Origin of the sequence: Nonomuraea guangzhouensis (genome assembly GCF_019396345.1) — a bacterium.
Classification (GTDB): domain Bacteria; phylum Actinomycetota; class Actinomycetes; order Streptosporangiales; family Streptosporangiaceae; genus Nonomuraea; species Nonomuraea guangzhouensis.
The window spans coordinates 45,424-68,008 of record NZ_JAHKRM010000051.1 but is presented as its reverse complement, the minus strand read 5'-3'; the positions used below and the strand labels follow the sequence as shown (position 1 = coordinate 68,008).

Annotated in this window: 18 protein-coding genes; 7 read left to right on the top strand and 11 right to left on the bottom strand. The window is 71.0% G+C overall.

Features of this window, described 5'->3' with window-relative positions; all coding sequences use genetic code 11:
* The first annotated feature begins 58 nt into the window (after positions 1-58).
* The gene (locus KME78_RS58560) at positions 59-1,606 is read left to right on the top strand and encodes an OmpA family protein (protein ID WP_219538864.1); all 1,548 of its coding nucleotides are present in this window, start codon (positions 59-61) and stop codon (positions 1,604-1,606) included.
* A gap of 7 nt (positions 1,607-1,613) precedes the next feature.
* Here the strand turns inward: KME78_RS58560 and KME78_RS58555 are convergent, their stop codons facing one another.
* Genes KME78_RS58555 through KME78_RS58530 form a run of 6 tightly spaced genes read right to left on the bottom strand, consistent with a single transcriptional unit; the run spans position 1,614 to position 7,298 of the window.
* The gene (locus KME78_RS58555) at positions 1,614-2,009 is read right to left on the bottom strand and encodes a universal stress protein (RefSeq protein WP_219538862.1); all 396 of its coding nucleotides are present in this window, start codon (positions 2,007-2,009) and stop codon (positions 1,614-1,616) included.
* Positions 2,006-3,505 (bottom strand): tripartite tricarboxylate transporter permease, encoded by a 1,500-nt coding sequence (locus KME78_RS58550; protein WP_219538861.1) that lies wholly within the window; start codon positions 3,503-3,505, stop codon positions 2,006-2,008. Before KME78_RS58550 ends, KME78_RS58555 begins: the two co-directional genes overlap by 4 nt.
* Before the next feature lie 16 nt (positions 3,506-3,521).
* Entirely contained in the window at positions 3,522-4,046 is a 525-nt protein-coding gene (locus KME78_RS58545) for a tripartite tricarboxylate transporter TctB family protein (protein WP_219538860.1), read from the bottom strand.
* Positions 4,043-5,038 (bottom strand): Bug family tripartite tricarboxylate transporter substrate binding protein, encoded by a 996-nt coding sequence (locus KME78_RS58540; protein ID WP_219538858.1) that lies wholly within the window; start codon positions 5,036-5,038, stop codon positions 4,043-4,045. Before KME78_RS58540 ends, KME78_RS58545 begins: the two co-directional genes overlap by 4 nt.
* Before the next feature lie 13 nt (positions 5,039-5,051).
* Complete coding sequence (locus tag KME78_RS58535; protein WP_219538856.1) at positions 5,052-6,344, bottom strand: glucarate dehydratase family protein; 1,293 nt, start codon at positions 6,342-6,344, stop codon at positions 5,052-5,054.
* Positions 6,345-6,359: 15 nt separating this feature from the next.
* The gene (locus KME78_RS58530) at positions 6,360-7,298 is read right to left on the bottom strand and encodes a 5-dehydro-4-deoxyglucarate dehydratase (RefSeq protein ID WP_219538854.1); all 939 of its coding nucleotides are present in this window, start codon (positions 7,296-7,298) and stop codon (positions 6,360-6,362) included.
* A 96-nt stretch (positions 7,299-7,394) separates the two neighbouring features.
* On the opposite strand from KME78_RS58530, the gene KME78_RS58525 reads away from it, so the two are divergent.
* The 6 genes from KME78_RS58525 (at position 7,395) to KME78_RS58500 (ending at position 13,255) form a co-directional block, all read left to right on the top strand.
* Complete coding sequence (locus KME78_RS58525; protein ID WP_219538852.1) at positions 7,395-8,204, top strand: IclR family transcriptional regulator; 810 nt, start codon at positions 7,395-7,397, stop codon at positions 8,202-8,204.
* A gap of 39 nt (positions 8,205-8,243) precedes the next feature.
* A complete protein-coding gene (locus KME78_RS58520) occupies positions 8,244-9,380 on the top strand; it encodes an L-talarate/galactarate dehydratase (protein WP_281429191.1) in 1,137 nt (378 codons plus the stop codon).
* Positions 9,381-9,387: 7 nt separating this feature from the next.
* Positions 9,388-10,062: a FadR/GntR family transcriptional regulator gene (locus KME78_RS58515; protein WP_219538847.1), complete on the top strand. Its 675-nt coding sequence runs from the start codon at positions 9,388-9,390 to the stop codon at positions 10,060-10,062.
* 133 nt (positions 10,063-10,195) lie between these two features.
* On the top strand, positions 10,196-11,911 hold the full coding sequence (locus KME78_RS58510) for a pyridoxal phosphate-dependent aminotransferase (RefSeq protein WP_219538845.1): 1,716 nt from the start codon (positions 10,196-10,198) through the stop codon (positions 11,909-11,911).
* A gap of 35 nt (positions 11,912-11,946) precedes the next feature.
* Entirely contained in the window at positions 11,947-12,789 is an 843-nt protein-coding gene (locus KME78_RS58505; RefSeq protein ID WP_219538843.1) for a phosphatidate cytidylyltransferase, read from the top strand.
* A 79-nt stretch (positions 12,790-12,868) separates the two neighbouring features.
* Entirely contained in the window at positions 12,869-13,255 is a 387-nt protein-coding gene (locus tag KME78_RS58500; protein WP_219538841.1) for a DUF1622 domain-containing protein, read from the top strand.
* Here the strand turns inward: KME78_RS58500 and KME78_RS58495 are convergent.
* The 5 genes from KME78_RS58495 to KME78_RS58475 all read right to left on the bottom strand — a co-directional run bounded on the left by KME78_RS58495 (position 13,244) and on the right by KME78_RS58475 (position 22,579).
* Positions 13,244-16,216 carry a CBM35 domain-containing protein gene (locus tag KME78_RS58495; RefSeq protein WP_219538839.1) on the bottom strand — a complete coding sequence of 991 codons (2,973 nt, stop codon included), beginning with the start codon at positions 16,214-16,216 and terminating at the stop codon, positions 13,244-13,246. The genes KME78_RS58500 and KME78_RS58495 overlap by 12 nt on opposite strands.
* 72 nt (positions 16,217-16,288) lie before the next feature.
* Positions 16,289-18,169: a CASTOR/POLLUX-related putative ion channel gene (locus KME78_RS58490; protein ID WP_308127558.1), complete on the bottom strand. Its 1,881-nt coding sequence runs from the start codon at positions 18,167-18,169 to the stop codon at positions 16,289-16,291.
* A gap of 240 nt (positions 18,170-18,409) precedes the next feature.
* The gene (locus tag KME78_RS58485; protein WP_219538835.1) at positions 18,410-19,516 is read right to left on the bottom strand and encodes an NAD(P)-dependent alcohol dehydrogenase; all 1,107 of its coding nucleotides are present in this window, start codon (positions 19,514-19,516) and stop codon (positions 18,410-18,412) included.
* Between the two features lie 10 nt (positions 19,517-19,526).
* The gene (locus KME78_RS58480; RefSeq protein ID WP_219538833.1) at positions 19,527-21,005 is read right to left on the bottom strand and encodes an aldehyde dehydrogenase family protein; all 1,479 of its coding nucleotides are present in this window, start codon (positions 21,003-21,005) and stop codon (positions 19,527-19,529) included.
* Positions 21,002-22,579 (bottom strand): acyl-CoA synthetase, encoded by a 1,578-nt coding sequence (locus KME78_RS58475; RefSeq protein WP_219538831.1) that lies wholly within the window; start codon positions 22,577-22,579, stop codon positions 21,002-21,004. Before KME78_RS58475 ends, KME78_RS58480 begins: the two co-directional genes overlap by 4 nt.
* Positions 22,580-22,585: the final 6 nt, after the last annotated feature.

The following is a 22,585-nucleotide window of genomic DNA, read 5'->3' as shown; positions in this document are numbered from 1 at the left end:
TAGATACTGCCCGAAATGCTGAATTTGGGGCGGAAGATACGACAGTATCGACCGGGTGATGTCCCGGATCGCCGTCCCGTCCCTCGCCGTACTCCTGCTGTCGGCCTGCGGAGTGCAGCAGAAGGCCGCGCCACCGGCGCCGTCCGCCGCCCCGCCCGCGAGCCCCCCGGCCGGTGCCGGCGCCTCCGCCAGTCCGGGTGTCTCCCGGCAGGACACACGGCCCGCGCTGGCCGAGACCCGAAGCACGCTCACCCCGAACCTCAAGGTCGAGGTGGTCGGCCTCAACCGGGTCAAGGGCAAGCACCTGGTCATCCAGGTCCGCCTCACCAACACGGGCACCGACAAGCACCTGCCGTGGACGGGCGAGATGGGCGACTCCACCCGACCGCTGGGCGAGATCCGGTGGGCCTCCGGTATCGGGGTGCTCGACGCGCCGGCCCGTACCTGGATCCTGCCCTACAAACCCGCCGACTTCCCCTGCCTGTGCACCGACCAGAGGCGCGACGGCCTCGGCTACTTCATCGACCCCGGACAGGCGATCACCGTGTACGCGGTCACGCCCGCCCCCTCCGGCAACCCGCCCACGGCCATCGTCGTCACCCCCGTCGGCCCGCCCATGACGAACGTGCCCATCAGCGACGACCCGCCGGTCACCGTGCCGGGCACGGACATCCCCGACCCGGACGCCGAGCCGGTCACCACCGTCACCCGCCGGATCGTGACCCCGTCGGAGTCGCTCGACAAGTCGGAGGAGACCGCGGACGACGGCAAGGACCTGCGGGTCAGCCTCTCCTCCGATGTCCTGTTCGCGGTGAACAAGGCCGTACTCACCCGCAGGGCGGAGGCGGTCCTGGCGCGCACCGCCAAGCTGATCGACTCCTCGTCCGGCGCGACGGTGCAGGTCGAGGGCCACGCCGACTCCTCGGGCACCGACGCCATCAACGACCCGCTGTCCACGCGCCGCGCCCAGACGGTGCGGCGGGCGCTGTCCACGCAGCTCACCAGGAAGGGCGTCGCCTTCCAGGCCAAGGGGTACGGTTCGCGCCGCCCGCTGTACAGCAACGACACGGACGAGGGCAAACGCCGCAATCGCCGCGTCACGGTGACGTTCATCAGGCCCGAAGCCACCGAGGCACCCACCCCCGCGACGGCGAGCACGCCGGACGCGACCGGGCTGACGGGCACGGCCAGGGCGGACGGACAGCCGATCTCCATGGCGGTGACCGGCCTGCGGCGCCTGCCCGGCGGCCTCGGCCTGCTGACCTACCGCGTCACCAACGAGGGTGCGGCCGAGGCGTGGTTCAACGAGCTTCACCACGCGCGGGACTGGATGTCGTTCAAGTACCAGGCGGCCACCGACGTCACGCTGACCGACCCGGCCGCCGCCCGCCAGTACCTGCCCGGCCGCCTCCAGGTCCCCGCGGACGACGGCGGCATGGACTCCTACTGCGCCTGCACCGACATGTCGGGCGTCCGGTTGAGCACCGGGAAGTTCGGGCCCGGCCAGGTCAGGGACTTCTGGGGCCTGTTCGAGCTGCCCGCGGAGGCGGCGACCCTGAAGGTCGAGATCGCCACCTTCCGCGAGCTCCAGGTGCCGGTCCAGTAGCGACGGCTCAGGCCCGCGGTTCCTTGACCGCGAGCACCGGGCAGTCGGCCTCCAGGAGGATCCGCTGCGCGCTGCTGCCCATGATCAGCTTGCCGACCGGTGAGCGCCTGCGCAGCCCGATGACGATCAGACTCGCCGCGGCCGCCTCCGCCGCCGCGAGCACGGCCTCGGCGACGTCCTCCTCCCCCACCTGCTCGAACTCGTGCACCAGCCCGCCCGGAGTCAGCTCCGCGACCAGGCGGCCGAGCTCCTCCGCGTCCGCGGTCGAGGCGTCGACGTAGGCGCCGGGCCGCGAGACGTTGAGGATCTTCAGCGGCACCCCTCGGAGCACGGCTTCCGCGATCGCCTGCTGGAGCGCGGCCCTGCCCAGCTTGTTGGGCAGATATCCCACGATGACGGTCATGCTGCGGCCTTTCTCCGTTGCCTGCGCAGCAGGCGGGTCAGCGGCGGTACGGCGATGATGAGCAGGATCGCCACCAGCAGCGTCGCGGCGATCGGCTGGCCGAAGAAGCCGGTGAGCTGCCCGTCGAACAGGCGCATCGAGCGCCGGAACGACGACTCCAGGAGGCTGCCGAGGACGAAGGCGAGCACCAGCGGCCCCGGCTCGAAGCCGACCTTCTTCATCAGGTAGCCCACGATGCCGAGGCCGACCATGAGGTACATGTCGAAGACGTTCATGCGGACGGTGTAGACGCCGATCATGGTGATCAGGATCGTCAGCGGGGCCAGGATCGCCGCCCGGATACGCAGGATCCTGACGAAGATCCCGATCAGCGGCAGGCTCATGGCCAGCAGCAGCACGTTGCCGATGTACATCGAGTTGACGACGCCCCAGAACAGGTCCGGCTTCTCCTGCACCAGCAGCGGCCCCGGCGTGATGCCCTGCAGCAGCAGCGCGCCGAACATGATGGCCATGGTCGCGTTCGCCGGGATGCCCAGGGTGAGCAGCGGGATGAAGGAGGAGGTGGCGGCGGCGTTGTTGGCGGTCTCGGGCCCGGCGACGCCCTGGATGGCGCCCTTGCCGAACTTCTCCGGCTGCTTGGCGGCCTTCTTCTCCACCGCGTACGCCACCATCGACGACATGGTCGCCCCGCCGCCCGGCAGGATGCCGAGCACGAAGCCCACCAGCGAGCCGCGCGTGATGGCGCCCTTGGACTCGCTGACGTCCTTGCGCGAGGGGTAGACGGAGCCGACGCTGGGGGCGGGGGCGCTCTTGCCGCGCAGCGATTCCATGCTGTAGAGGATCTCGCCGACGCCGAACAGGCCCATCGCGACGATGACGAAGTCGATGCCGTCGAGCAGCTGGTCGCTGCCGAACGTCAGGCGCGAGGTGCCGGCCAGCGGGTCCTGGCCGATGGACGCCAGGAGCAGGCCCAGCGTGGCCATCAGGATGCTCTTGGTCGTGGAGCCGGTGCCGAGCGTGGAGACCAGCAGAATGCCCAGCAGGGCCAGCGCCGTGTACTCGGCGGGGCCGAAGTCCAGCGCGAACCCGGCCACCAGCGGGGCGACGAAGGTGAGCGCGAGGACCGCGACCGTGCCGCCGATGAAGGAGCCGATCGCCGCGATGCCGAGCGCGGAGCCGGCCCGGCCCTGTCTGGCCATCTCGTGCCCGTCGATGGCCGTCACCACGCTGGACGCCTCGCCGGGCAGCCGCAGCAGCACCGAGGTGATCGTGCCGCCGTACTGGGCGCCGTAGAAGATGCCCGCGAGCATGATGATCGCGGCCGTCGGCTCGATGTTGTACGTGACCGGCAGCAGGATGGCGATCGTGGCGGCGGGGCCGAGGCCGGGCAGCACGCCCACGAGCATGCCCAGCGTGACGCCGAGCAGGCAGTAGAACAGGTTCTCCGGTTGGAAGACGACCCCGAACCCGGCGATCACCGGGGAGAAGAAATCCATGGTCAGCCGATCTCGTTCAGAAGGGCAGGATGTGCGGCAGTGACACACCGAGCCCGGTGACGAACAGCAGGTAGAGGGCGGCGGTCGAGCCGAGCGAGATGATCGCCGTCATCCGCCAGCCCTCCCGCCCGAGCCCCTTCAGCCACAGCACCAGCAGCGCCACGGTGGGGATCTCGAAGCCGATCCGCTCGAACAGGAACGCGTAGCCCAGGAGGGAGACGGCCGCCACGACGACGATCAGCGTCTCCCGGGTGAACCTCTCCTCCTCGCCGGTCGGCCCGGAGCGCAGCACGAGCACCGCCGCGGTCACGACCATGGCGACGCAGACGGCCAGCGGCCACAGGCCCGGGCCCGGGTTGGACAGCGAGCCGACGCCGAGGTTCCACGACATGATCCCGGCGATCACGCCGATGACGAGCGGGATGATCGCCGCGATGATGTTCTGCCGGCGCGCGTACCGCGGGCTCGGCGGGACGGGCAGGTCCTCTTCCTCCGGCCCGTCCTCCCGCGGCAGGTCCTCCTCTGGCGTGAGGCTGGTCATTGCTCGCCCGTGAGGTCGATCCCGAGCTTCTTCGTCAGTGCGGCGAACTCGCCCTGGGCCTTGGTGAGCTGCGTCTTGACCTCGTCGCCGCCGACTTCCCAGCGGCCGATGTAGTTGGACTTCAGCAGTTCGCCGTACTCGGGCGTGGCGATGGCCTTGTCGATGGCGCCGGCCAGCTTGTCGCGCACGTCGGCCGGGAGCCCGGCGGGCGCGGCCACGAACCTGCGCTGGTCCACCACGACGTCATAGCCGGACTCGGTGGCGGTCGGCACGTCGGGCAGCGCCTCGACGCGCTTGCTGCCGAACACGGCCAGCGCCCGGAGCTTGCCCGACTGGACGTGCTTGGCGGCCTCGGCGATCTGGACGGACGCCGCGTCGACCTTGCCGCCCAGGACCGCGGTGATCGTGGGGGCGCCGCCGTCGAACGGCACCGGCGTCGCCTTCACCTTCGCCACCCCGAACAGCAGGGCCTGGGACAGCTGGCTACCCGTCCCCGCGCCCGTGGTGCCGTACTTGATGTTGTCGGCCGCGACGATGTCCTTGACCGTCTTGTACGGCGAGGAGGCCGGCACGACCAGGGCGTAGTCCTCGACGGCCAGTCCCTTGACGAAGGTCATGTCCTCCAGCTTGATGGCGTCGGGGTCCTGGACCATCAGCGGCCCGATGGCGAACAGCGACTGCGGCATCACGGCCACCCGGTAGCCGTCCGGCTTGCTGCTGAAGACGTCCTTGCCGGCGATCTTGCCGTTGGCGCCCGGCTTGTTGACCACCACGGCCGGCTTGCCGAGCGGCTTCTCGATGCTCTTGGCCAGGGCGCGGGTGACCAGGTCGGTGCTGCCGCCCGGCTCCGTGGGGACGGTGAACTCCACGGCCTTGCTGGGGTACGCGGCGCCGTCGCCGGCACCGCCGCCCTTGACCGAGCAGGCGGTCAGCGCGACGACCGCCAGCAGGGCGCCGCCGATGCGCAGGCCGATCGTGGATGGCATTCTCATGGGGTTCTCTCTTTCACCAGCGTGGTAGCGGGGGCTGGACCCACGTGGGGTCGGCCTGTCGCATGGCGGCCACATCGTCCCGATCGCGGAAGCCGTCGAGCTCGATCCAGCGTTCGTGCAGGGTGGCCAGGGCGTCGCGGTCGAGTTCGACCCCGAGTCCCGGGGCGTCGGACACCTCGACGGCGCCGCCGGTGAAGCGGTGCGGTTCGGTGATGACGTCCTCGGTCTGCCAGGGCCGGTGGCTGTCGCAGGCGTACTCCAGGTCCGGAATGACGCTGGCGACGTGGGTCATCGCGGCGAGGCTGATGCCGAGGTGGGTGTTGGAGTGCATCGAGAGCGCGACCCCGTGGGTGCGGCAGAGCGCCGCGAGCTCGCGCGTGGCGTGCAGGCCGCCCCAGTAGTGGTGGTCGGACAGCACCACCTGGACGGCGTCCTTGGCGAACGCTTCGGGGATCTCGCCGAAAGTGGTGACGCACATGTTGGTGGCCAGCAGCGCGCCGGTCCTGGCGCGCACCTCGGCCATGCCGTCGATGCCCGTGGTCGGGTCCTCCAGGTATTCCAGCTTTCCGTCGAGCTCCTCGGCGACGCGCACGCTCGACTCGACCGACCAGCCGCCGTTCGGGTCCAGGCGCAGCGGGTGGTCGGGGAAGGCTTCGGCCAGCGCCTTGATGGCCGCGATCTCCTGCTCGGGCGGGAACACGCCGCCCTTGAGCTTGAAGGAGCGGAATCCGTAGGTGTCGGTGAACCGCCGCGCCTGCCGTACGACGCCTTCGGGGTCGAGGGCGGCGCCCCAGTCGTCGCGCGGGGCGTCCTCCACGGGGTGCTCGGCCCAGCGGTAGAACAGGTAGCCGCTGTAGTCGACCCGGTCGCGGACCTTGCCCCCGAGCAGCGCGTGCACGGGCAGGCCGAGCGCCTTGCCGAGAGTGTCCAGGCTGGCCACCTCGAACGCCGAGACCACGCTACGGACGATCTTCTCGTTCGTCCGTGCGCCGCGCAGTCCGGCCGGGTCGAACTCGTTGACCGTGCCGGGCGTGAGCCCCGCCGAGTCGTAGGCCAGGTCGTGCAGCCCGTTCAGCGCGGTGAGCGGCTTGCCGATGACGGCCTTGGCGAGGTTCCGCGCCACCTCGAGGTATTCGGTGTCGCCGTAGGTCTCGCCGACCCCGGTGGCGCCGGTGTCGGTCTCGAGCTCGACGATGGTGCGCGGCGTGTACGGCTGGTGCACGCCGAGGACGTTGAGCAGCGGCGGGTCGCTGATCAGGATCGGCGTGACGGTCGCCCTGACGATCCGGGGGATGGGTTGCGACATAGGGGGATTCCTTCCTTACCGGACGAGGGCGAGACCGGTGTCCAGCAGGGCACGGAGCTCTTCGAGGTGCTCCGGGGAGGGGTCGGCGAGCGGGGCGCGTACGGGGCCCACGGGGAAGCCGCGCAGCCGCGCCCCGGCCTTGACCAGCGAGACGCTGTAGCCGATCCCCTTGTCGCGCAGCTCGACCAGCGGGATGTAGAAGCGGCTCAGCAGCAGGTCGACCCGCGCGTGGTCGTCGGCGTGGAAGGCGTGGAAGAAGGACTTCGCGATCTCGGGGGCGAAGGCGTGGACGGCGGAGGAGTAGGCGGGCACGCCGATGCTCCGGTAGGCGCGGGCCTGCATCTCGGCCGTCGCGGCGCCGTTGAAGAACAGCCAGTGCGGCGGCGCGGCCAGCTTGAGCCGCTGCAACTGGTCGAGGTCGGAGTGGCCGTCCTTGAAACCGATCACGTTCGGTATCTCGGCCAGCGCGGCGATGCTGCGCACCGCCACCTTCACCTGGGCGCGCTGGTAGACGATGACGGGCAGCGACGTACTGGCCGCGACCCGGCGTACGTGCTCGACCAGGCCCTCCTGGGGCGCCTCCACGAGGTAGGGCGGCATCAGCAGCAACGCGTCGGCCCCGGCCCGTTCGGCGATGGCGGCGAAGCGCGCGGCCTGGGCCCAGCCGTAGCCGGCTCCCACGACCACCGGCACCGCCCCGGCCGCCTCCTCGACCGCGGCCGTGACGAGGCTCTCGTACTCGTCCTCGGCCAGGGAGAAGAACTCGCCCGTCCCGCAGCACGGGAAGATCGCGCCCGGTCCGGCCGCGATCTGCTCGCGGATATAGACGCGGAAGGAGTCGAGGTCCACGGCGCCGCCGGTGTCGAACGGCGTGAGCGGGAACGACAACACGGCGGTCTCCATGCCCCGTCGGAGCCTGGCGCGTACATCATCAACTGTATACGTAGCGGTCATCCTGTCTCCATATGTAGATGCCTGTTACGTGGCGAGCAGTCTTGCTCGCAAATTGGTAATGTGTCAACCGGCCGTTCCCATGACAGATGAGGTGCGATGACACTCCCCCTAGACGAGGCCGAGGGTACGGCGCCGGGCGGCGTGCGGGGCGTGAAGTCCGCCGCCCGTACCGTCGAACTCCTGGAACTCCTGGCCTCACGACAGAACCGGCCGGCCCGGCTGCGCGAGCTCAGCGACGCGCTCGGCGCGCCCAGGAGCAGCATCTACGCGCTGATCCGGACGCTGGTCGAACGCGGCTGGGTGCGTACCGACGCGAGCGGCACGCTCTACAGCATCGGCATCCGCGCCCTGCTGGCGGGCACCACCTACCTCGACACCGACCCCTATCTGCGCATCGTGCAGCCGCACATCAACGATCTCAGCGTGCTCCTCGACGAGACCATCCACTTCGGCCGACTGGACCGGGGCGACATCGTCTACCTGGCCACCAAGGAGTCGAGCCAGTACCTGCGCCCCTTCAGCCGCGTCGGGCGCAGGCTGCCCGCCTTCAGCACCGCCATGGGCAAGTCGCTGCTGGCCGAGCGGCTCGGCACCGGCCTGGAGGTGCCGATCCCCGAGCAGTTCACTCCCCTGACGCCCAAGACGCTGGTGGACCGCGAGTCCCTCGAACGGGATCTGGAGCTGACCCGCAAGCGCGGCTACGCGATCGACGACGAGGAGAACTACGTCGGCGTGATGTGCTTCGGCTTCGCGCTGCGCTACACCAGCCCGCCGACCGACGCCATCAGCTGCTCGGTGCCCATCGCCAACCTCACCGAGGAGCGCGCGAAGGAGATCACCGAGGCGATGGAGCGCACCCGCCTCGCCATCGAGCGCATGGCCCCCATGGACCTGGGCGAGTTCTAGCAGTTGTATGACGACATGGCGAGTTGTACTATGACTGCCATGACTTCCTCCGATCGCATCGCCTGGGTCCGGCTCTCCTCGGTCTACCTGCCGCTCGCCACCCCGATCAGTGACGCCAAGGTGCTCACGGGGCGGCAGCGGCCCATGACCGAGATCGCCTTCCTGTTCGCGGAGATCGGCGCCGAGAGCGGCCACCAGGGCTTCGGCTTCGGCTACTCCAAGCGGGCCGGCGGCCCCGGCCAGTACGCGCACGCCAGGGAGATCGCCCCGGAGCTGCTCGGCGAGGACCCCAGCGACATCGCCCGCCTGTGGGAGAAGCTGGTCTGGGCCGGCGCGTCGGTCGGGCGGAGCGGGCTGGCCACGCAGGCGATCGCCGCCCTCGACGTCGCGCTGTGGGACCTCAAGGCCAAGCGCGCCGGGCTCCCCCTGGCCAAGCTGCTCGGCGCCCATCGCGACTCCGTACGCTGCTACAACACCTCCGGCGGCTTCCTGCACACCCCGATCGAGCAGGTCCTGGAGAACGCGAGCGCCTCGCTCGAACGCGGCATCGGCGGCATCAAGCTCAAGGTCGGCCACCCCGACTCCCGCGTCGACCTGGCCAGGGTCCGCGCGGTCCGCGAGCACCTGGGCGACGGCGTGCCCCTCATGGTGGACGCCAACCAGCAGTGGGACCGGCCGGCCGGACAGCGCATGGGCCGGGCCCTGGAGGAGCTCGGGCTGGTCTGGATCGAGGAACCGCTGGACGCCTACGACAGCGCCGGCCACGCGGCGCTCGCGGCCTCGCTCGACACGCCGATCGCGACCGGCGAGATGCTCACCAGTGTCGCCGAGCACGCCGAGCTCATCCGCGCCGGCGCCGCCGACGTCATCCAGCCCGACGCACCGCGCATCGGCGGCATCACGCCGTTCCTGCGCCTGGCGGCGCTGGCCGAGCACAACCGCCTGCAGCTGGCCCCGCACTTCGCGATGGAGATCCACCTGCACCTGGCCGCGGCCTATGGCCTGGAGCCGTGGGTGGAGCACTTCGAGTGGCTGGAGCCGCTGTTCGACGAGCGCCTGGAGATCCGCGATGGCAGGATGATCGTGCCCGGCCGTCCCGGCATCGGGTGCACTCCGAGCGAGCAGGCCGCCAAGTGGACCGCGGACCAGTGCGAGTTCGGCACCAGGAAGGACTGACCCCCCGATGGCGAGCCTGACCCAGACCCTCGTCGACGACCTGACGGCTCGCATCCAGGAAGGCGTCATCCACCCCGGCGACAAGCTGCCCACCGAGAGCAGCCTGGTGGAGACGTACGGCGTGAGCAGGACGGTCGTCCGCGAGGCCATCTCGCGGCTGCAGGCGGCCGGGCTCGTCGAGACCCAGCACGGCCGTGGCACCTTCGTCCTGGCCCGGCCGAGCACGACAAGGTTCGAGTTCGGCCAGAGCGACGAGCTGACCCTCGACGACGTGGTCGACCTGCTCGACTTCCGCACGGCCTTCGAGGTCGAGGCCGCCGCGCTGGCCGCCCGCCGGCGCGGCGGGCCCCGCCTGGAGGAGCTGCGGGCGGCGCTCGACCGGTTCGCCGCGAGCGCCGACAACCCCAGCGCGGCGGTGAACGCCGACTACCAGTTCCACCTGCGCGTCGCCCTGGCGACCGGCAACCGCTACTTCGCCGACCTGATCACCTCGTTCGGCCCGTCCATGATCATCGTGCCGCGCGATCGGCTGTCGCCCGCCGGACAGGGGCACTTCGAGCAGATCGTGGTCGAGCACGAGAACATCTACGCGGCCATCGAGCGCCAGGACAGCGACGGCGCACGGGCGGCGGCCCGCGTCCACCTGGGCAACAGCCGCAGCCGCCTGCTCGCCGCCCACTAGCCGGACACCACCTGGAGCCACGACGGCGCCGACCAGCATGAGAAGCCCCCGCGGCGGTCAAGCGGGGGCTTCGATCTTCGCGGGGCGGGAGGGGAAACCGGCCGGTCGCGGGGTACGTCCGATAGACATGGTCATGCTGGAGATCCGCCCCGGGTCCGCGTCCGACAGAGAGTGGATCTACCGGCTGCGGCACGAGGTCTACGCGCACGAACTCGGCCAGCACCCGCCCAACCCGGCCGAACGGCTGACCGACGCGCTCGACGACGACAACGTCTACCTCGTCGCGGCCCACGGCGACCGGCCCGTGGGGTTCATCAGCGTGACACCGCCCTGGGCGGGTCACTATTCGATCGACAAGTACCTCAGCCGCGACGGGCACCCGGTCCTGGGCCAGGACAGCCTGTTCGAGATCCGCATTCTGACCGTGGACCAGAGCTGGCGGGGTTCGGCGGCGGCGCCGCTGCTCATGCACGCGGCGCTGCGCTGGGTGGCCGCGCACGGTGGCCGCACCGTCGTGGCGCTGGGACGGACCGAGATCCTCGGCATGTACCTGGCCGCCGGGCTGACCGGCACCGGGACGCGGGTGGGCGCGGGGGCCGTCACCTTCGAGGTGCTGTCCGGGCAGGTGAGCGACCTGGCCGAACGGGCGCTGCGGGACCACGGCCCCTTGCTGCGCGGCCTGGAGCCGAGGGTGCGCTGGAGTCTGGAGATGCCGTTCCTGCCCGGCCCGCCCGCCTGCCAGCACGGCGGCGCCTCGATCGGGGCGCTGGGCCGCCGGTTCGACACGCTGCCGGCGCGTGGCGACGTCGTGCCCGCCGATGTGCTCGACGCGTGGTATCCGCCCGCTCCCGCCGTGGTCGAGCTGCTGGGCGACGATCTGGGCTGGCTCGCCCGTACCTCTCCCCCGGCCTACCCCGAAGGGCTCGTCGAGGAGATCGCCGAACGCCGCGGCCTGCCCCCGGACGCCGTGGCGGCCGGGGCGGGCTCGTCGGACCTGATCTTCCGCGCGTTCCGCGGCTGGCTGGGCCCCTCCTCCAGGGTGCTGCTGCCCGACCCGGTCTACGGCGAGTACGCCCATGTCGTCGAGCAGGTGATCGGCTGCCGCGCCGACCGCTTCCCGCTGCGCCGGGCGGACGACTGGCGGCCGGACCCCGGCCGCCTGCGGGACGCGCTGCGCGAACGCTACGACCTGGTGGTCATCGTCAACCCCAACAACCCGACCGGCGTCCACACCGACGCCGCGGACCTGCGCCAGGTGATCGCGGACGCGCCGGGCGGGACGCGGTTCTGGATCGACGAGGCCTACGTCGAGTACGCGGGTGCCGGGCAATCGCTGGAGACGTTCGCCGCGGCGTCCGGCAACGCCGTGGTGTGCAAGTCACTGTCCAAGATGTACGCCTTGTCGGGCCTGCGGGCCGCCTATCTCACCGGACCGGCGGCGCTCGCCGCCGAGCTGCGCCGCTGGACCCCGCCTTGGGGGCTCGGCCTGCCCGCCCAGATCGCCGCCGTGCACGCCCTGCGCGACCCCGGTTACTACGCCGAGCTTTGGGCCCGGACCCGCGCCCTGCGCTCCGGCCTCGCCAAACGGCTCGCCGCGATCGGCGACGACCTGCACGTCCACGAGTCGGCCGCCAACTTCGTCCTGCTGACGCTGCCCCGGTCCGGGCCGAGCGCGGCCGGGCTGGTGGCGGCGTGCCGGCGGGACGGGGTGTTCCTGCGCGACCTGTCGCCGTTGTCAGCCGCCTTCGAGGGCAGAACGGTACGGATCTCGGTACGCGACCCCGACGCCAACGACCACATAGCCGCCACCGTCTCCGCCGCACTGGACCACCTACGGACCGCCGCGTGATCACACCTGACGCGACTGTCCCGCACGCTGTCGGCATGATCACGCCTGACGCGACTGTCCCGCACGCCGCGAGCCTCGTCGCCCCTGGCGCGGCGATTCCGTACATCGCGGGTGCGCTCGTTGTCGGTGGGGTCGCCGTCGCGTTGTCGCGCAGGCGTGAGTACATCCTGCGTTGGTGCGTCTGGGCGGTGGCCGTGCCCGTGGTGGTCGCCGGGCTGTACGCCGGGCCGGGCGGGGCGGCGGCGCTGGCCGTGGTGGCCGGGGTCGTGTGTGCGCTCGAGTACGGCGGGCTGGTGGGGCTTGCCGTGCCTGACCGGGCGGTGCTTGTGGCGGTCGTGGCCGCGTTGCCGGTGGTGGCCTGGCTGGCGCTGCCGTACCTGCCGCGGGCGCTGATCGCCGCCGTCCTGGCCGTCACGCTCGTCCCGCTGCTCGGCGGCGACACGGCGGGCGGGCTCAGGAGGGCGTCGCTGGGGGTGTTCGGGGTGGTCTGGTTGCTGCCGCTGGTGGGGGTGGTGCTGCTTGGGCCGGTCGTGCTGGCGGTGTTCGTCGCGGTGTCGGTGGGTGACATCGCGGCCTCGTTCGCCGGGCGGCTGCTGGGCGGGCCGGCTCTGTCGCCGCTGTCTCCGGCCAAGCGCTGGAGCGGCGCGCTGGCCGGCGCCGTCGTCGGGCTGGGCGCGCTGGCGCTGCTGGGCGCGTTCACCGTCCCGCTCGCGCTGGCCGTGGCGCTGGGTGCGCCGCTGGGCGATCTGCTGGAGTCGATGGTCAAGCGCGGGGCCGGGGCCAAGGACTCGGCGGGGTGGCTGGCAGGGGCGGGCGGCCTGCTGGACCGGCTGGACTCTTTGCTGCTCACACTCGCGCTGGCCTTACTACTCGCATGACGAACTGGGCCCTCGAGGGCGGGTCCGGTGACGTGTGCGACCATGATCCGGACGGGTCGGCAGGCCGGGGAGGGACACCGTGCAGGTGAATGAGGTCATCGAGACCATCGGCACGGTGCTGGACATCGTGGGCGTGGCCGTGATCGCGGGCGGCCTGGTCATCGCCACCGCCACGTTCATCCTCAACCTGGCGCGCACCCGGCGGATGGCCGGTCTGTACCAGGCTTACCGGCGCGGGGTGGGCCGGTCGATCCTGCTGGGGCTGGAGTTCCTGGTCGGGGCCGACATCATCAAGACCGTGGCGGTCTCCCCCACCTTCCAGAGCCTCGGGGTGCTGGCCATCATCGTGGCGGTCCGTACGTTCCTCAGTGTCTCGCTCCAGGTCGAGCTGGAGGGCCGCTGGCCCTGGCAGCCGGCCCCCGCCGCCGAGAAGTCCGGCGGCGGGAGGCCGGCCTCAGCCGAGTGACAGCCGGTCCAGGTCGGGCGCGGCCGCCGTGTCGTTGTGGATCTTGATGGTGTTGGCGCCGGCCCGCAGGGTGACGGGCACGGACGTCGTGTACGGGGTGCTGTTGCCGACGCCGCTCACCTTCACCTCGACCGGCGCGGCGTCGTTGACGGTGACGAAGAACGAGCGGTCGCCGTTGACCGTGAAGTCGATGAACAGCGTGTACTGGCGGGCGGCGTCGACGGTGACGTTCTCGAACAGCACGTACGCGTCCGCCGCCCCGCCCAGGTTGCGTACCTTCTGCCCGCCCGAGCAGAGCGAGCAGCTGGTGATGCCCGCGCTGCCGAGCCCGTTGCGCGAGTCCTCGGCCTCGCGCATGAACACCCGGTCGGCCGGGCGCAGCCGTACCCGCAACGGCCTGGTGACCTGGTTGGGACGGCTCAGCACCTGGAACGACGCGGTGATGGGGATGTCCGCCGAGGTGACGTCCTGGCCGGGCGGCGAGGTGAGGGTCCAGGAGCCCTCCAGCGTCTGCCCGAGCCGCAGCGTGGCCGCCGTCGCCGGGCCGCCCGTCACCGTCCAGCCGGCCGGCGCGACCGGGGCCAGGTTGACCTGGTCGAGCGCGTCGTCGACGTCGAGCCGCAGCTTCGCCGACACCTTCATGGACTGCTGCCCGGTGGCGACCCACTGCAGGCCGGACGGGTCCACGGTCATCGTCGTCTTCGGCACCTCCGAGGCCGGCGGCAGCGGCGCGACGGCGATCCGGTCGAGCCCGGGGCCCTGCCGGGCCGTGCTGAACAGCGTGATCGTGTTGGCGCCCGCGTTCAGCGGCACCGCCAGCGCCGTGGCGGCGGGCACGTCGGCGTTGTCGCCGCTCACCGGCACCGCCACCGCCGCGGCGCCGTTGACGCTCACCGACAGTGATGTGGCCGCGGCCGTGGTGTGATCGAGTTCGAGCCGGTACGTCCCGGCCGCCGCCACCGTGACCTCGCGGTAGGTGACCGCGTTGCGCGGGCCGCCGCCGAGCCCCGTCACCCGGGCCAGCCCGGAGCACGCCCGGCACAGGTCCGGCCGGGCCGAGCCGCTCCTGGCCTGCCGCTCCGCCTCCAGCGGCACCGCCGCCCCGAAGCCCACCGGGTAGTCCGACGCCACCTTGATCTCGTCGATCTGCAGCTCCTGGTAGAAGCGCGGCGCCTGCGGGCCGGCCCAGGTGTTCAGCACCTCCAGTTTGAGGTAGCGGGCGCTGGTGTCGCCGAGGTCGACGAACTGGACGCCACGTGCGCTGCGCATCGCCCCGGTACGTACTGGCTTGCCCCAGTGCTTGCCATCGTCACTCGCGTACACCCGGTAGTCCTTGATCCGGGCCGAGTCCTCAGGCCGGCCGAACGTCTCGCGGGCGTACGACGGCGACCACTCGCGCTGGTTGACCGCAAGGTAGGCGGCCCTGCGCTGCCTGCCGAGGTCGAGCGTGAGCGAGACGGGCAGTTTGGCGCCGGCGTCCCAGTAGTTCTGGAAGCTCCCGTCGACCAGGGCGCTCGCCGGGTGGTCCGCGCGGGCGGATGAGGCGGTCGCCTTGAGCCCGGCCTGAGGGTAGAAGTGCTCCTGGCCCTGGGTCTCGACCTTGAACACCGTGTCGTAGGTGTCCCACTGGGTGATGCCGAGGATCGTCAGGTAGCCGCCGGACTGGGCGAACCTCATCCGCTGACCCGTCCGCAGATCGGTGACCGCCGACACGCGGTAGCCGTTGTCGCGCAGCCGCACCAGGTCGGTCCTGGGCCTGGTCACCACGTGGACGTACTGGATCTTCGCGCCGGGTTCGACGGTGACGACGCCGTGCGCGCCGTCGTTCCAGAAGCCGGGCTGCATGCCGCCGTACATGTAGCCGCCGCCCTCGGTCCCCTGCAGCGACTCCTTGATCGGCGGGACCCAGGTGGACATGAAGGAGTTGAACTCCTCCTGCTGCGGCGGGAACTTCCCGTTGACCATCGGGGTCTCGGCCATCAGCGACTTCATCGACGAGCCGGCGTTGGTGACGTACCGGCCGGTGCTGAGCCGGAAGTCGACCGGGTGGCTGCCGCCGTCGTACCACCAGTCGCCGGTGGTGGGCAGCTTGTAGTCGGCCTCGACCAGGCGCGGCATCGGGGTCCACGCCGCCTGCGGGTAGTCGTAGGCCGGAGTCATGCCGGTCTTCTGCTCGTTGCTGACCGTGTCCATGATCGGCGTGTCCTCGTTGTTGTTGCTCAGCAACCAGGACGGGCGCTTCTGCCGGATCTGCTCGTAGAGCTGGTTCTGTTCCCAGTACTCGTTGTCGTTGTCGATCCAGAACCCGGCCAGGTCCGGATAGTTCTCCATCACCTCGAAGAACAGGTCATAGCTGAACTGACCGAAGCCGTTCCTGGTGGTCAGGTCGACCTGCTTGCCCTTGTAGGCGGAGTAGGCGGCCGAGTCGAGCGTCTCGACACCCTGCTCGTTGTGCCACTGCGGGTCGTCGGTCATGTACAGGATGACCCGTACGCCCTTGGCCTGGCCCGCCTTCACCAGCTCGCCGAGCAGGTCGCGCTGGGTGGCGCAACTACCGGGGATCTTCGACGGCCACGGCCGGGCGTAGCCGAGCCTGCTGTGGAAGGTCGCCAGCACGATGTAGGAGGCGCCCAGTTTGCGGGCCTCGTCCACCCAGTAGTCGGGGCTCCAGCCACCTCCGGTGACGTCCCGCTCCCAGGCGGCGCAGTCGAGGTGCCGGGGGGCGGTGAACATGCCCCAGTGCAGGAACAGCCCCGCGGTGGACTCGCGCAGCCACTGCTGCCGCGGGTGTTCGATCTCCGCGCCGGCGGCCGGAGCGCCGGCGATGAAGGCGGTCAGGGCGAGGAGGAGGGCGGCGCAGGCGGATAAGACTCTGGCGGAGGTGCGGCGGCGCGGCATGGCGATCGCTCTCTCGTCGGGCTGAAGGGGGGTGACGCCAACAAGACTGCTCTCTTCAGACATCCGACGAATACACGAGACAAACTCCAGAGTCAAGGCATACCGCTCCCGCAGCGGTTAACTCATCCGATGATTTCAGTCCTCGGCGAGGACGATTACCAGGTCACGCGGGCCGAACGTGACAGAGTCGGATTTACCGGGATTCAGCACGACACCGTAGGCAGGCGGGGAACTGGCCTCGGCCAGCACGCGGTAGCCGATCGCGGTCTCGCCGCGCATCCGCGCGGAGTAGATCACGGTGGCGAAGCTGACCGGCACCCCCGGCTGGATGTAGTCCGTCGCCGGCTTGAGGTAGATCTCCGACCCGTCGGAGTCGAACAGGTAGCGGAACACCTGCCCGAGGTGCGGGTTCTCCGACAGCTGGGTCATCAGCAGGCTGATCAGCTTGTCGCTGACGACGAAGTCGTCGGCCTTGGTGACCTGGGCCAGCCGGCGGTTGCGGTCGTCGTTCATCTCGCTGACGATCGCGAACCGCTGCCCGGACTTGGCGGCCATGTCGCGCAGGTGCAGCAGCGTCACCAGCGTGCGCGAGTCGGCGTGCTGCGGTTCGAGGTTGCTGTCGGCCAGCACGATGATGTGCTCGAACGTGCCCACGTCCAGCGCTTCCAGGGTGATCCTGTCGGTGGTGTCAGCCTCCTTGACGTTCACCGCCAGGTTCTGCAGGCCCATCTTCAGCCGTTCCAGGCTGTCGCTCTCCTCAACGGCGGCGGCCGCCACGTGCAGGGACGACCCGGGTGACACGTACTGGTTCAGCTCCTGCACGATCTTGGGGGCGCGGCTGTTCCAGCCCAGCAGCAGCGTCCGCTCCGGCGGCGTCGGCTGGCGGACCGGACGGGCGATCGCGCCCTCGACGATCGGCGGGAAGCTGCGGACGAGCCGGATGGTGGAGTCGTCCTCGGCGACCACGATCATCTCGTCGCCCTGCATGATCTCGGTGTTCATCGGCGGGTTCAGCACCACCGATCCGTCGGGGTGCCGGATGCCGATGAGCGAGGCGGTGTCGTAGGCGAACAGCGCCTCCCCGTACGGGAAGCCGGTCAGTTTCGGCTCGGGCCGCAGGTAGATCTCGTCGCCGCCGAAGTCCAGCAGGTCCGTGCAGACCACCGACAGTCCCGACTGCCGGCAGGACTGCACTATGAGCCGGGAGGCGATGTCGTCGGTGTCGACCACCTGCGCGTGGCCGCCCCCGGCGAGCTCGGCGGCCACCAGGTTGGTGGTGTCGACGACGGAGGCGATGATCGGCGGACGCCGCCGGCGCCAGTTGCGGTTCGTGAGCGCCAGCAGCGTCTTGACGACGTGCGCGTCGGGATCCTCACCGGCCGGGGACAGCACGATGATCGCCCGCGCCGTGTCGAGGCTCAAGAGGTCGAGGTCGGTCGGCTCGGTGGGGCTGCCGGAGCGGACGACGACCCGGGTCTTGCCGGTGTCGCCCAGTCGCGAGCGCAGCTCCTCTTCCATCTCCAGCTTGTCGCGGTCCCCCAGGAGCGCCACGCAGGACTTCGACTCGCTCGAGTTGGCCTCCACGAGCTCCGGGATGATCGTGAAGATCTGGTCCGACCAACCGATCAGCGCCGTGTGCCCGGACTCCACGATCTTGGAGCGGCCCTTGCGCAGCTCCTGCAGCTTGTTGTCCAGGCCGGTGGTGAGGACACCGACGAGGCTGCTGACGATCAGCAGGCCGCCGATCGTGATCGTGAAGCCCAGGATGGTGAAGAGCGTGCTGCCTTCGTTGTCGCCCGCCACGGTGCCGGCGTCCATCGCCCGCATGAGCATGCCCCAGAGCGCCTCGCTCCAGCTCTTGTGCGGCAGGTCGTCGCCGGCGAGCACATAGACGAGCACGCCGAAGCTCGCGACCATCACGACGGTCACCAGCGCGAGCCAGCCGATCAGAGCCGGGGTGCCCCTCGACATCGTGTTGTCGAACCAATAGCGCAGACGCTCTCGCCGCTTGGCCATGATCATCCCGTCCTTCGTGGATCCACGCCTGGGACGAGCGACCCCGTCCACGATCCCCATTCGCCGGACAGAACGTCGTAGCGCGCCTTCCCCCAGGCCGTCCGCCCGCCACTCGGGCCTCGCCCCGGCGACCGGGGGTACCAGAGGCGCCAGAGGTGGCTATGGGGCGCGCGAACCTAACAATAGCGACATCTGTCGTCTAGCCCCTACCGATCCGCCTAAAGCGCCCAGTCTCGCCGTCTAGAAGCGAAGGACCGGCTTGACGGCGGCGCCGGAGACGATGTCGTCGGCCGCGCGCTGGATCTCCTCGAACTTGTAATGCTTGATCAGCCGGTCGATCGGCAGCCGGCCGTCGGACACCAGCTCCGCGAGTACCGGGATCAGCGACTCGGTCTCGCTGTCACCCAGCGTCAGGCCCACCACTTGGCGGCCCGGGAGCATGAAGTTGACGTCCACGGGGACGGTGGAGCCGAACGGCGGGGCGCCGACCAGGACCGCGGTCCCCCGGGCGGCCAGGACGCCGACGGCGGCGCTCGCGACCGTCACGTTGCCCGTCGTCTCGACCACGCCGTCGGCGCCCCGGCCGCCGGTGATCTCGCCGATGGCCTCGGCGAGGTCGGCCGTGGTGGTGTCGACGGTGTGGCTGGCGCCGAGCTCGGCGGCCAGCTCCAGGCGGGCGGGGACCCGGTCCACGGCGATGACGCGGGTGGCCGGGGTGAGCCGGGCCGCCATGATCGCGGACAGGCCGACCGCGCCCGCGCCGGTCACGACGAGGGTGGCGCCGGGGCGGGGGCGCAGGATGTTCCACACCGCCCCGGCGCCGGTCTGCACGCCGCAGCCGAGGGGCGCCAGCAGGTCGAGCGGCGCGCCGGCGGGCAGCTTGACCAGGCTGCGCTCGTCCACCAGGGCATGCCTGGCGAAGCAGGACTGGCCGAAGAAGTGCCCGCCGAGTGCCGCGCCGTCCCTGGTCACGGTGGGCGAGCCGTCCGCGCGGGCGCCGCCGAGCAGGTTCAGCGGCAGCCAGGCCGCGCAGTAGGCGGGGTGCCCGTCGCGGCAATCGGCGCACCTGCCGCACGAGGTGAAGGAGAGCAGCACCTGGTCGCCGGGACGGACGCGCGTCACCGCCGAGCCGACCTCCTCGACGACACCCGCGCCCTCGTGGCCCAGGACGCCGGGCAGCGGGAACGGCAGCGCGCCCGCGGCGACGCCCAGATCGGTGTGGCAGACTCCGGCGGCGACCATCCGGACCAGGACCTCGTCCGGGCGCGGATCGGCCAGCTCGATCTGGGTCAGGTGGAAGCCCGCGCCCGCCGATTCGACGACGGCCGCTGCTGTGGTGGTGGTCATGGCGTACCTTTCACAGGGCGATGACGACGGACTTGACCTTGGTGTACGACTCCAGCGCCTCGGGCCCGTACTCCCGCCCGTACCCGGACTGCTTGACGCCGCCGAAGGGGATCGCCGGGTCGAGCATCGCCCAGTCGTTCACCCAGACGATGCCCGCCTCCAGCCGGGCCGCCACGCGGTGGGCGCGGGCCAGGTCCGTGGTCTGCAGGCCCGCCGCCAGCCCGTACGGTGTGCCGTTGGCCAGCTCCACGGCCTCGTCCTCGGTGCCGAAGGGCTGGACGGTCAGCACGGGACCGAAGATCTCCTCCTGTACGACCCGGGAGCCGTCGTCCAGGCCGGCGATGATCGTCGGCCGGTAGTAGTAGCCGCCGTCGAGCTCCAGACGCTTGCCTCCGGTGACGATCCGGCCGCCCTGTTCACGGGCGAGCGCCACATAGCGTTCGACCTTGGCGAGATGCCGCTCGGCGGCCATCGGGCCCACGACGGTCGCCGGGTCGAAGGGGTCGCCGACCGGCACCCCGGCGACGGCGCCCGCCAGGATCTCCAGGACGGTGTCGTACAGGGAACGGTGGACGAGCAGCCGCGGCCCGCCCATGCAGAACTGGCCGGTGTTGAACACGAAGCCCTTGATCACCGAGCCGATCGCCTTGTCCAGGTCGGCGTCCTCGAACACGATCTGCGCGGCGTTGCCGCCGAGCTCCATCGTGACGGGCTTGAGCGCCTCCCCCGCCGTACGGGCCGCGTGCCGGCCGATCTCGGTCGAACCGGTGAAGGCGATCTTGTCGATCCCGGGGTGGCGCAGCAGCGCCTCGCCGGCTTCCGCGCCGCCGCCGGTGACCACGTTCAGCACGCCGTCGGGCACGCCGGCCTCGGCCAGGATCTCGGCCATGAGCAGCGCGCTGAGCGGCGTGTCCTCCGCGGGCTTGTGCACCACGGCGTTGCCGGCGGCGAGCGCCGGGGCGATCTTCGCGCTGCTGAGGATCAGCGGGAAGTTGAAGGGCGTGATCGCGCCCACCACGCCGAGCGGCTCACGGCTCGTGTAGGCGTGCGAGGGGATCGGAATCTGCCGGGTCGCCCCTTGGATGGTCTGCGCCAGTCCCGAGTAGTACTCGTAGATCTCGGCGGTCGTGGCGACGTCGACGGCGCGGCACAGGCTCACCGGCTTGCCGACGTCGAGGCTCTCGACCGCGACGAGCTCGTCCGCCCGCCGCCTGACGATGTCGGCGACGCGGTGCAGCACGCGGGCCCGCTCGCGGCCGGACATCCGCGCCCACGGGCCGGCCGCCCCGCGCCCGGCCGTGACGGCGGCGTCCACGTCGGCGGCGTCGGCCTCGGCGACGGTGGTGACGACCTTCCCGGTGGACGGGTCGACGACGTCCCTGCGGCCCTTGGCGTTCGCCTCGCACCACTGGCCGCCGATGAACAGCTTGCCCGGCTCGACGTGCGGCCGGCGCACGGCCGGGACATCCTGGAGCCCGGAGTCGGTCATAGCCCGCTCGCTTTCCCGGCGCGATCGCGCGCCGCACTGTGATGTTCCTGGCTGCCGGACTGGACCTGCTCGCGCAGCCTGGGCTTGAGGATCTTGCCTGAGCCGGTCTTCGGCAGGTCGTCGACCATGGTGACCTGGCCGGGGATCTTGTACGCGGCCAGCCGCGAACGGAGGAAACGGCGCAGGTCTTCGCCCGTGACCGCCTGCCCGGGGCGCACCACCACGAACGCGTGGCCGCTCTCGCCCCATGTCGCGTCCGGCACGCCGATCACCGCCGCCTCGGCCACCGCCGGATGCTCGAAGAGAGCCGCCTCCACCTCCGCGGGATAGACGTTCTCACCACCGGAGATGTACATGTCCTTGACCCGGTCGACGATGTACAGGTGGCCGTCCTCGTCGCGGGTGGCGAGGTCGCCGGAGCGGAACCAGCCGCCCTTGACGAAGGCCGCGGCCGTGGCCGCCGGATCGTCCCAGTAGCCGGGGGTGACGTTCGGCCCCTTGATGAGGACTTCGCCGGGTTCGCCGGGCAGGGTGTCCGTGAGGTCGGGCCGCACGACCCGGACGTCGGCGAACAACACGGGCACGCCGGCCGAGCCGACCCTGCGCGCGCTCTGATCGGCCTCCAGGAAGGTCGCTCCGGGCGAGGTCTCCGTCAGCCCGTACCCCTGGCAGAACACCAGACCCCGCTCCTGGTACGCCCGGATCAGCGCGGGCGGCACCGCCGCTCCCCCGGCCATCAGCGTACGGACCGAGGACAGGTCCGCGCCGCTCCAGCGGGGCGAGCGGGCCAGCGCGGCGAACATCGTGGTGACCCCGAACATCCAGGTGACGCCGTGTTTCTCGATGAGGTCGTAACACCCGTCCACGTCCCACGACGGCATGATGACCGACCGGCCGCCCTTGGCGAAGGTGGGCAGCAGCGTCTGGTTCAGCGCCGCGACGTGGAACAGCGGGGCGCTGATCAGCGTCGTCTCGTCGGCGGCGACGTCCACGCCGATGATGATGTTGAAGGTGTTCCACACCAGGTTGGCATGGCTGAGCATGGCGCCCTTGGGACGGCCGGTGGTGCCCGAGGTGTAGAGGACGAGCGCGATGTCGGCCAGGTCCACCGGCAGGTCGATGGGCGTGGGGTCGCCCTGCGCGAGCCAGCTCTCGTAGTCCCGCTCCCCCGGCGCCGCGCCGTCCAGCGCGACGATCTCGTCCAGGGCCGCGGTCTGACGCAGCGCGCGGACCGTGCCGGCGCACTGGGGCGCGTAGAGGAGGATCTTCGCGCCGCAGTGGCCCAGCATGTAGTCGAGCTCAGGCGGGGCGAGCCGGAAGTTCAGCGGGACGAAGATCGCGCCGAGCACGTGCGTCGCGAACATGGTCTCGGCGAACGCGGTGTGGTTCGGGCCGAGGTAGGCGACCCGGTCCCCCGCCCGCACCCCGCCGGCCCGCAGCCGGTCGGCGAGCCTGGTCACCCGTTCATGGACCTCGGCGTAGGTCAGCGAGCGATCGCCGAACACGAAGGCGGTACGGTCCGGCGTCATCTGGGCCCGCTTGGCGGGCCAGGCGCCTGTTCCGGCGTTCCGCATCGGTGC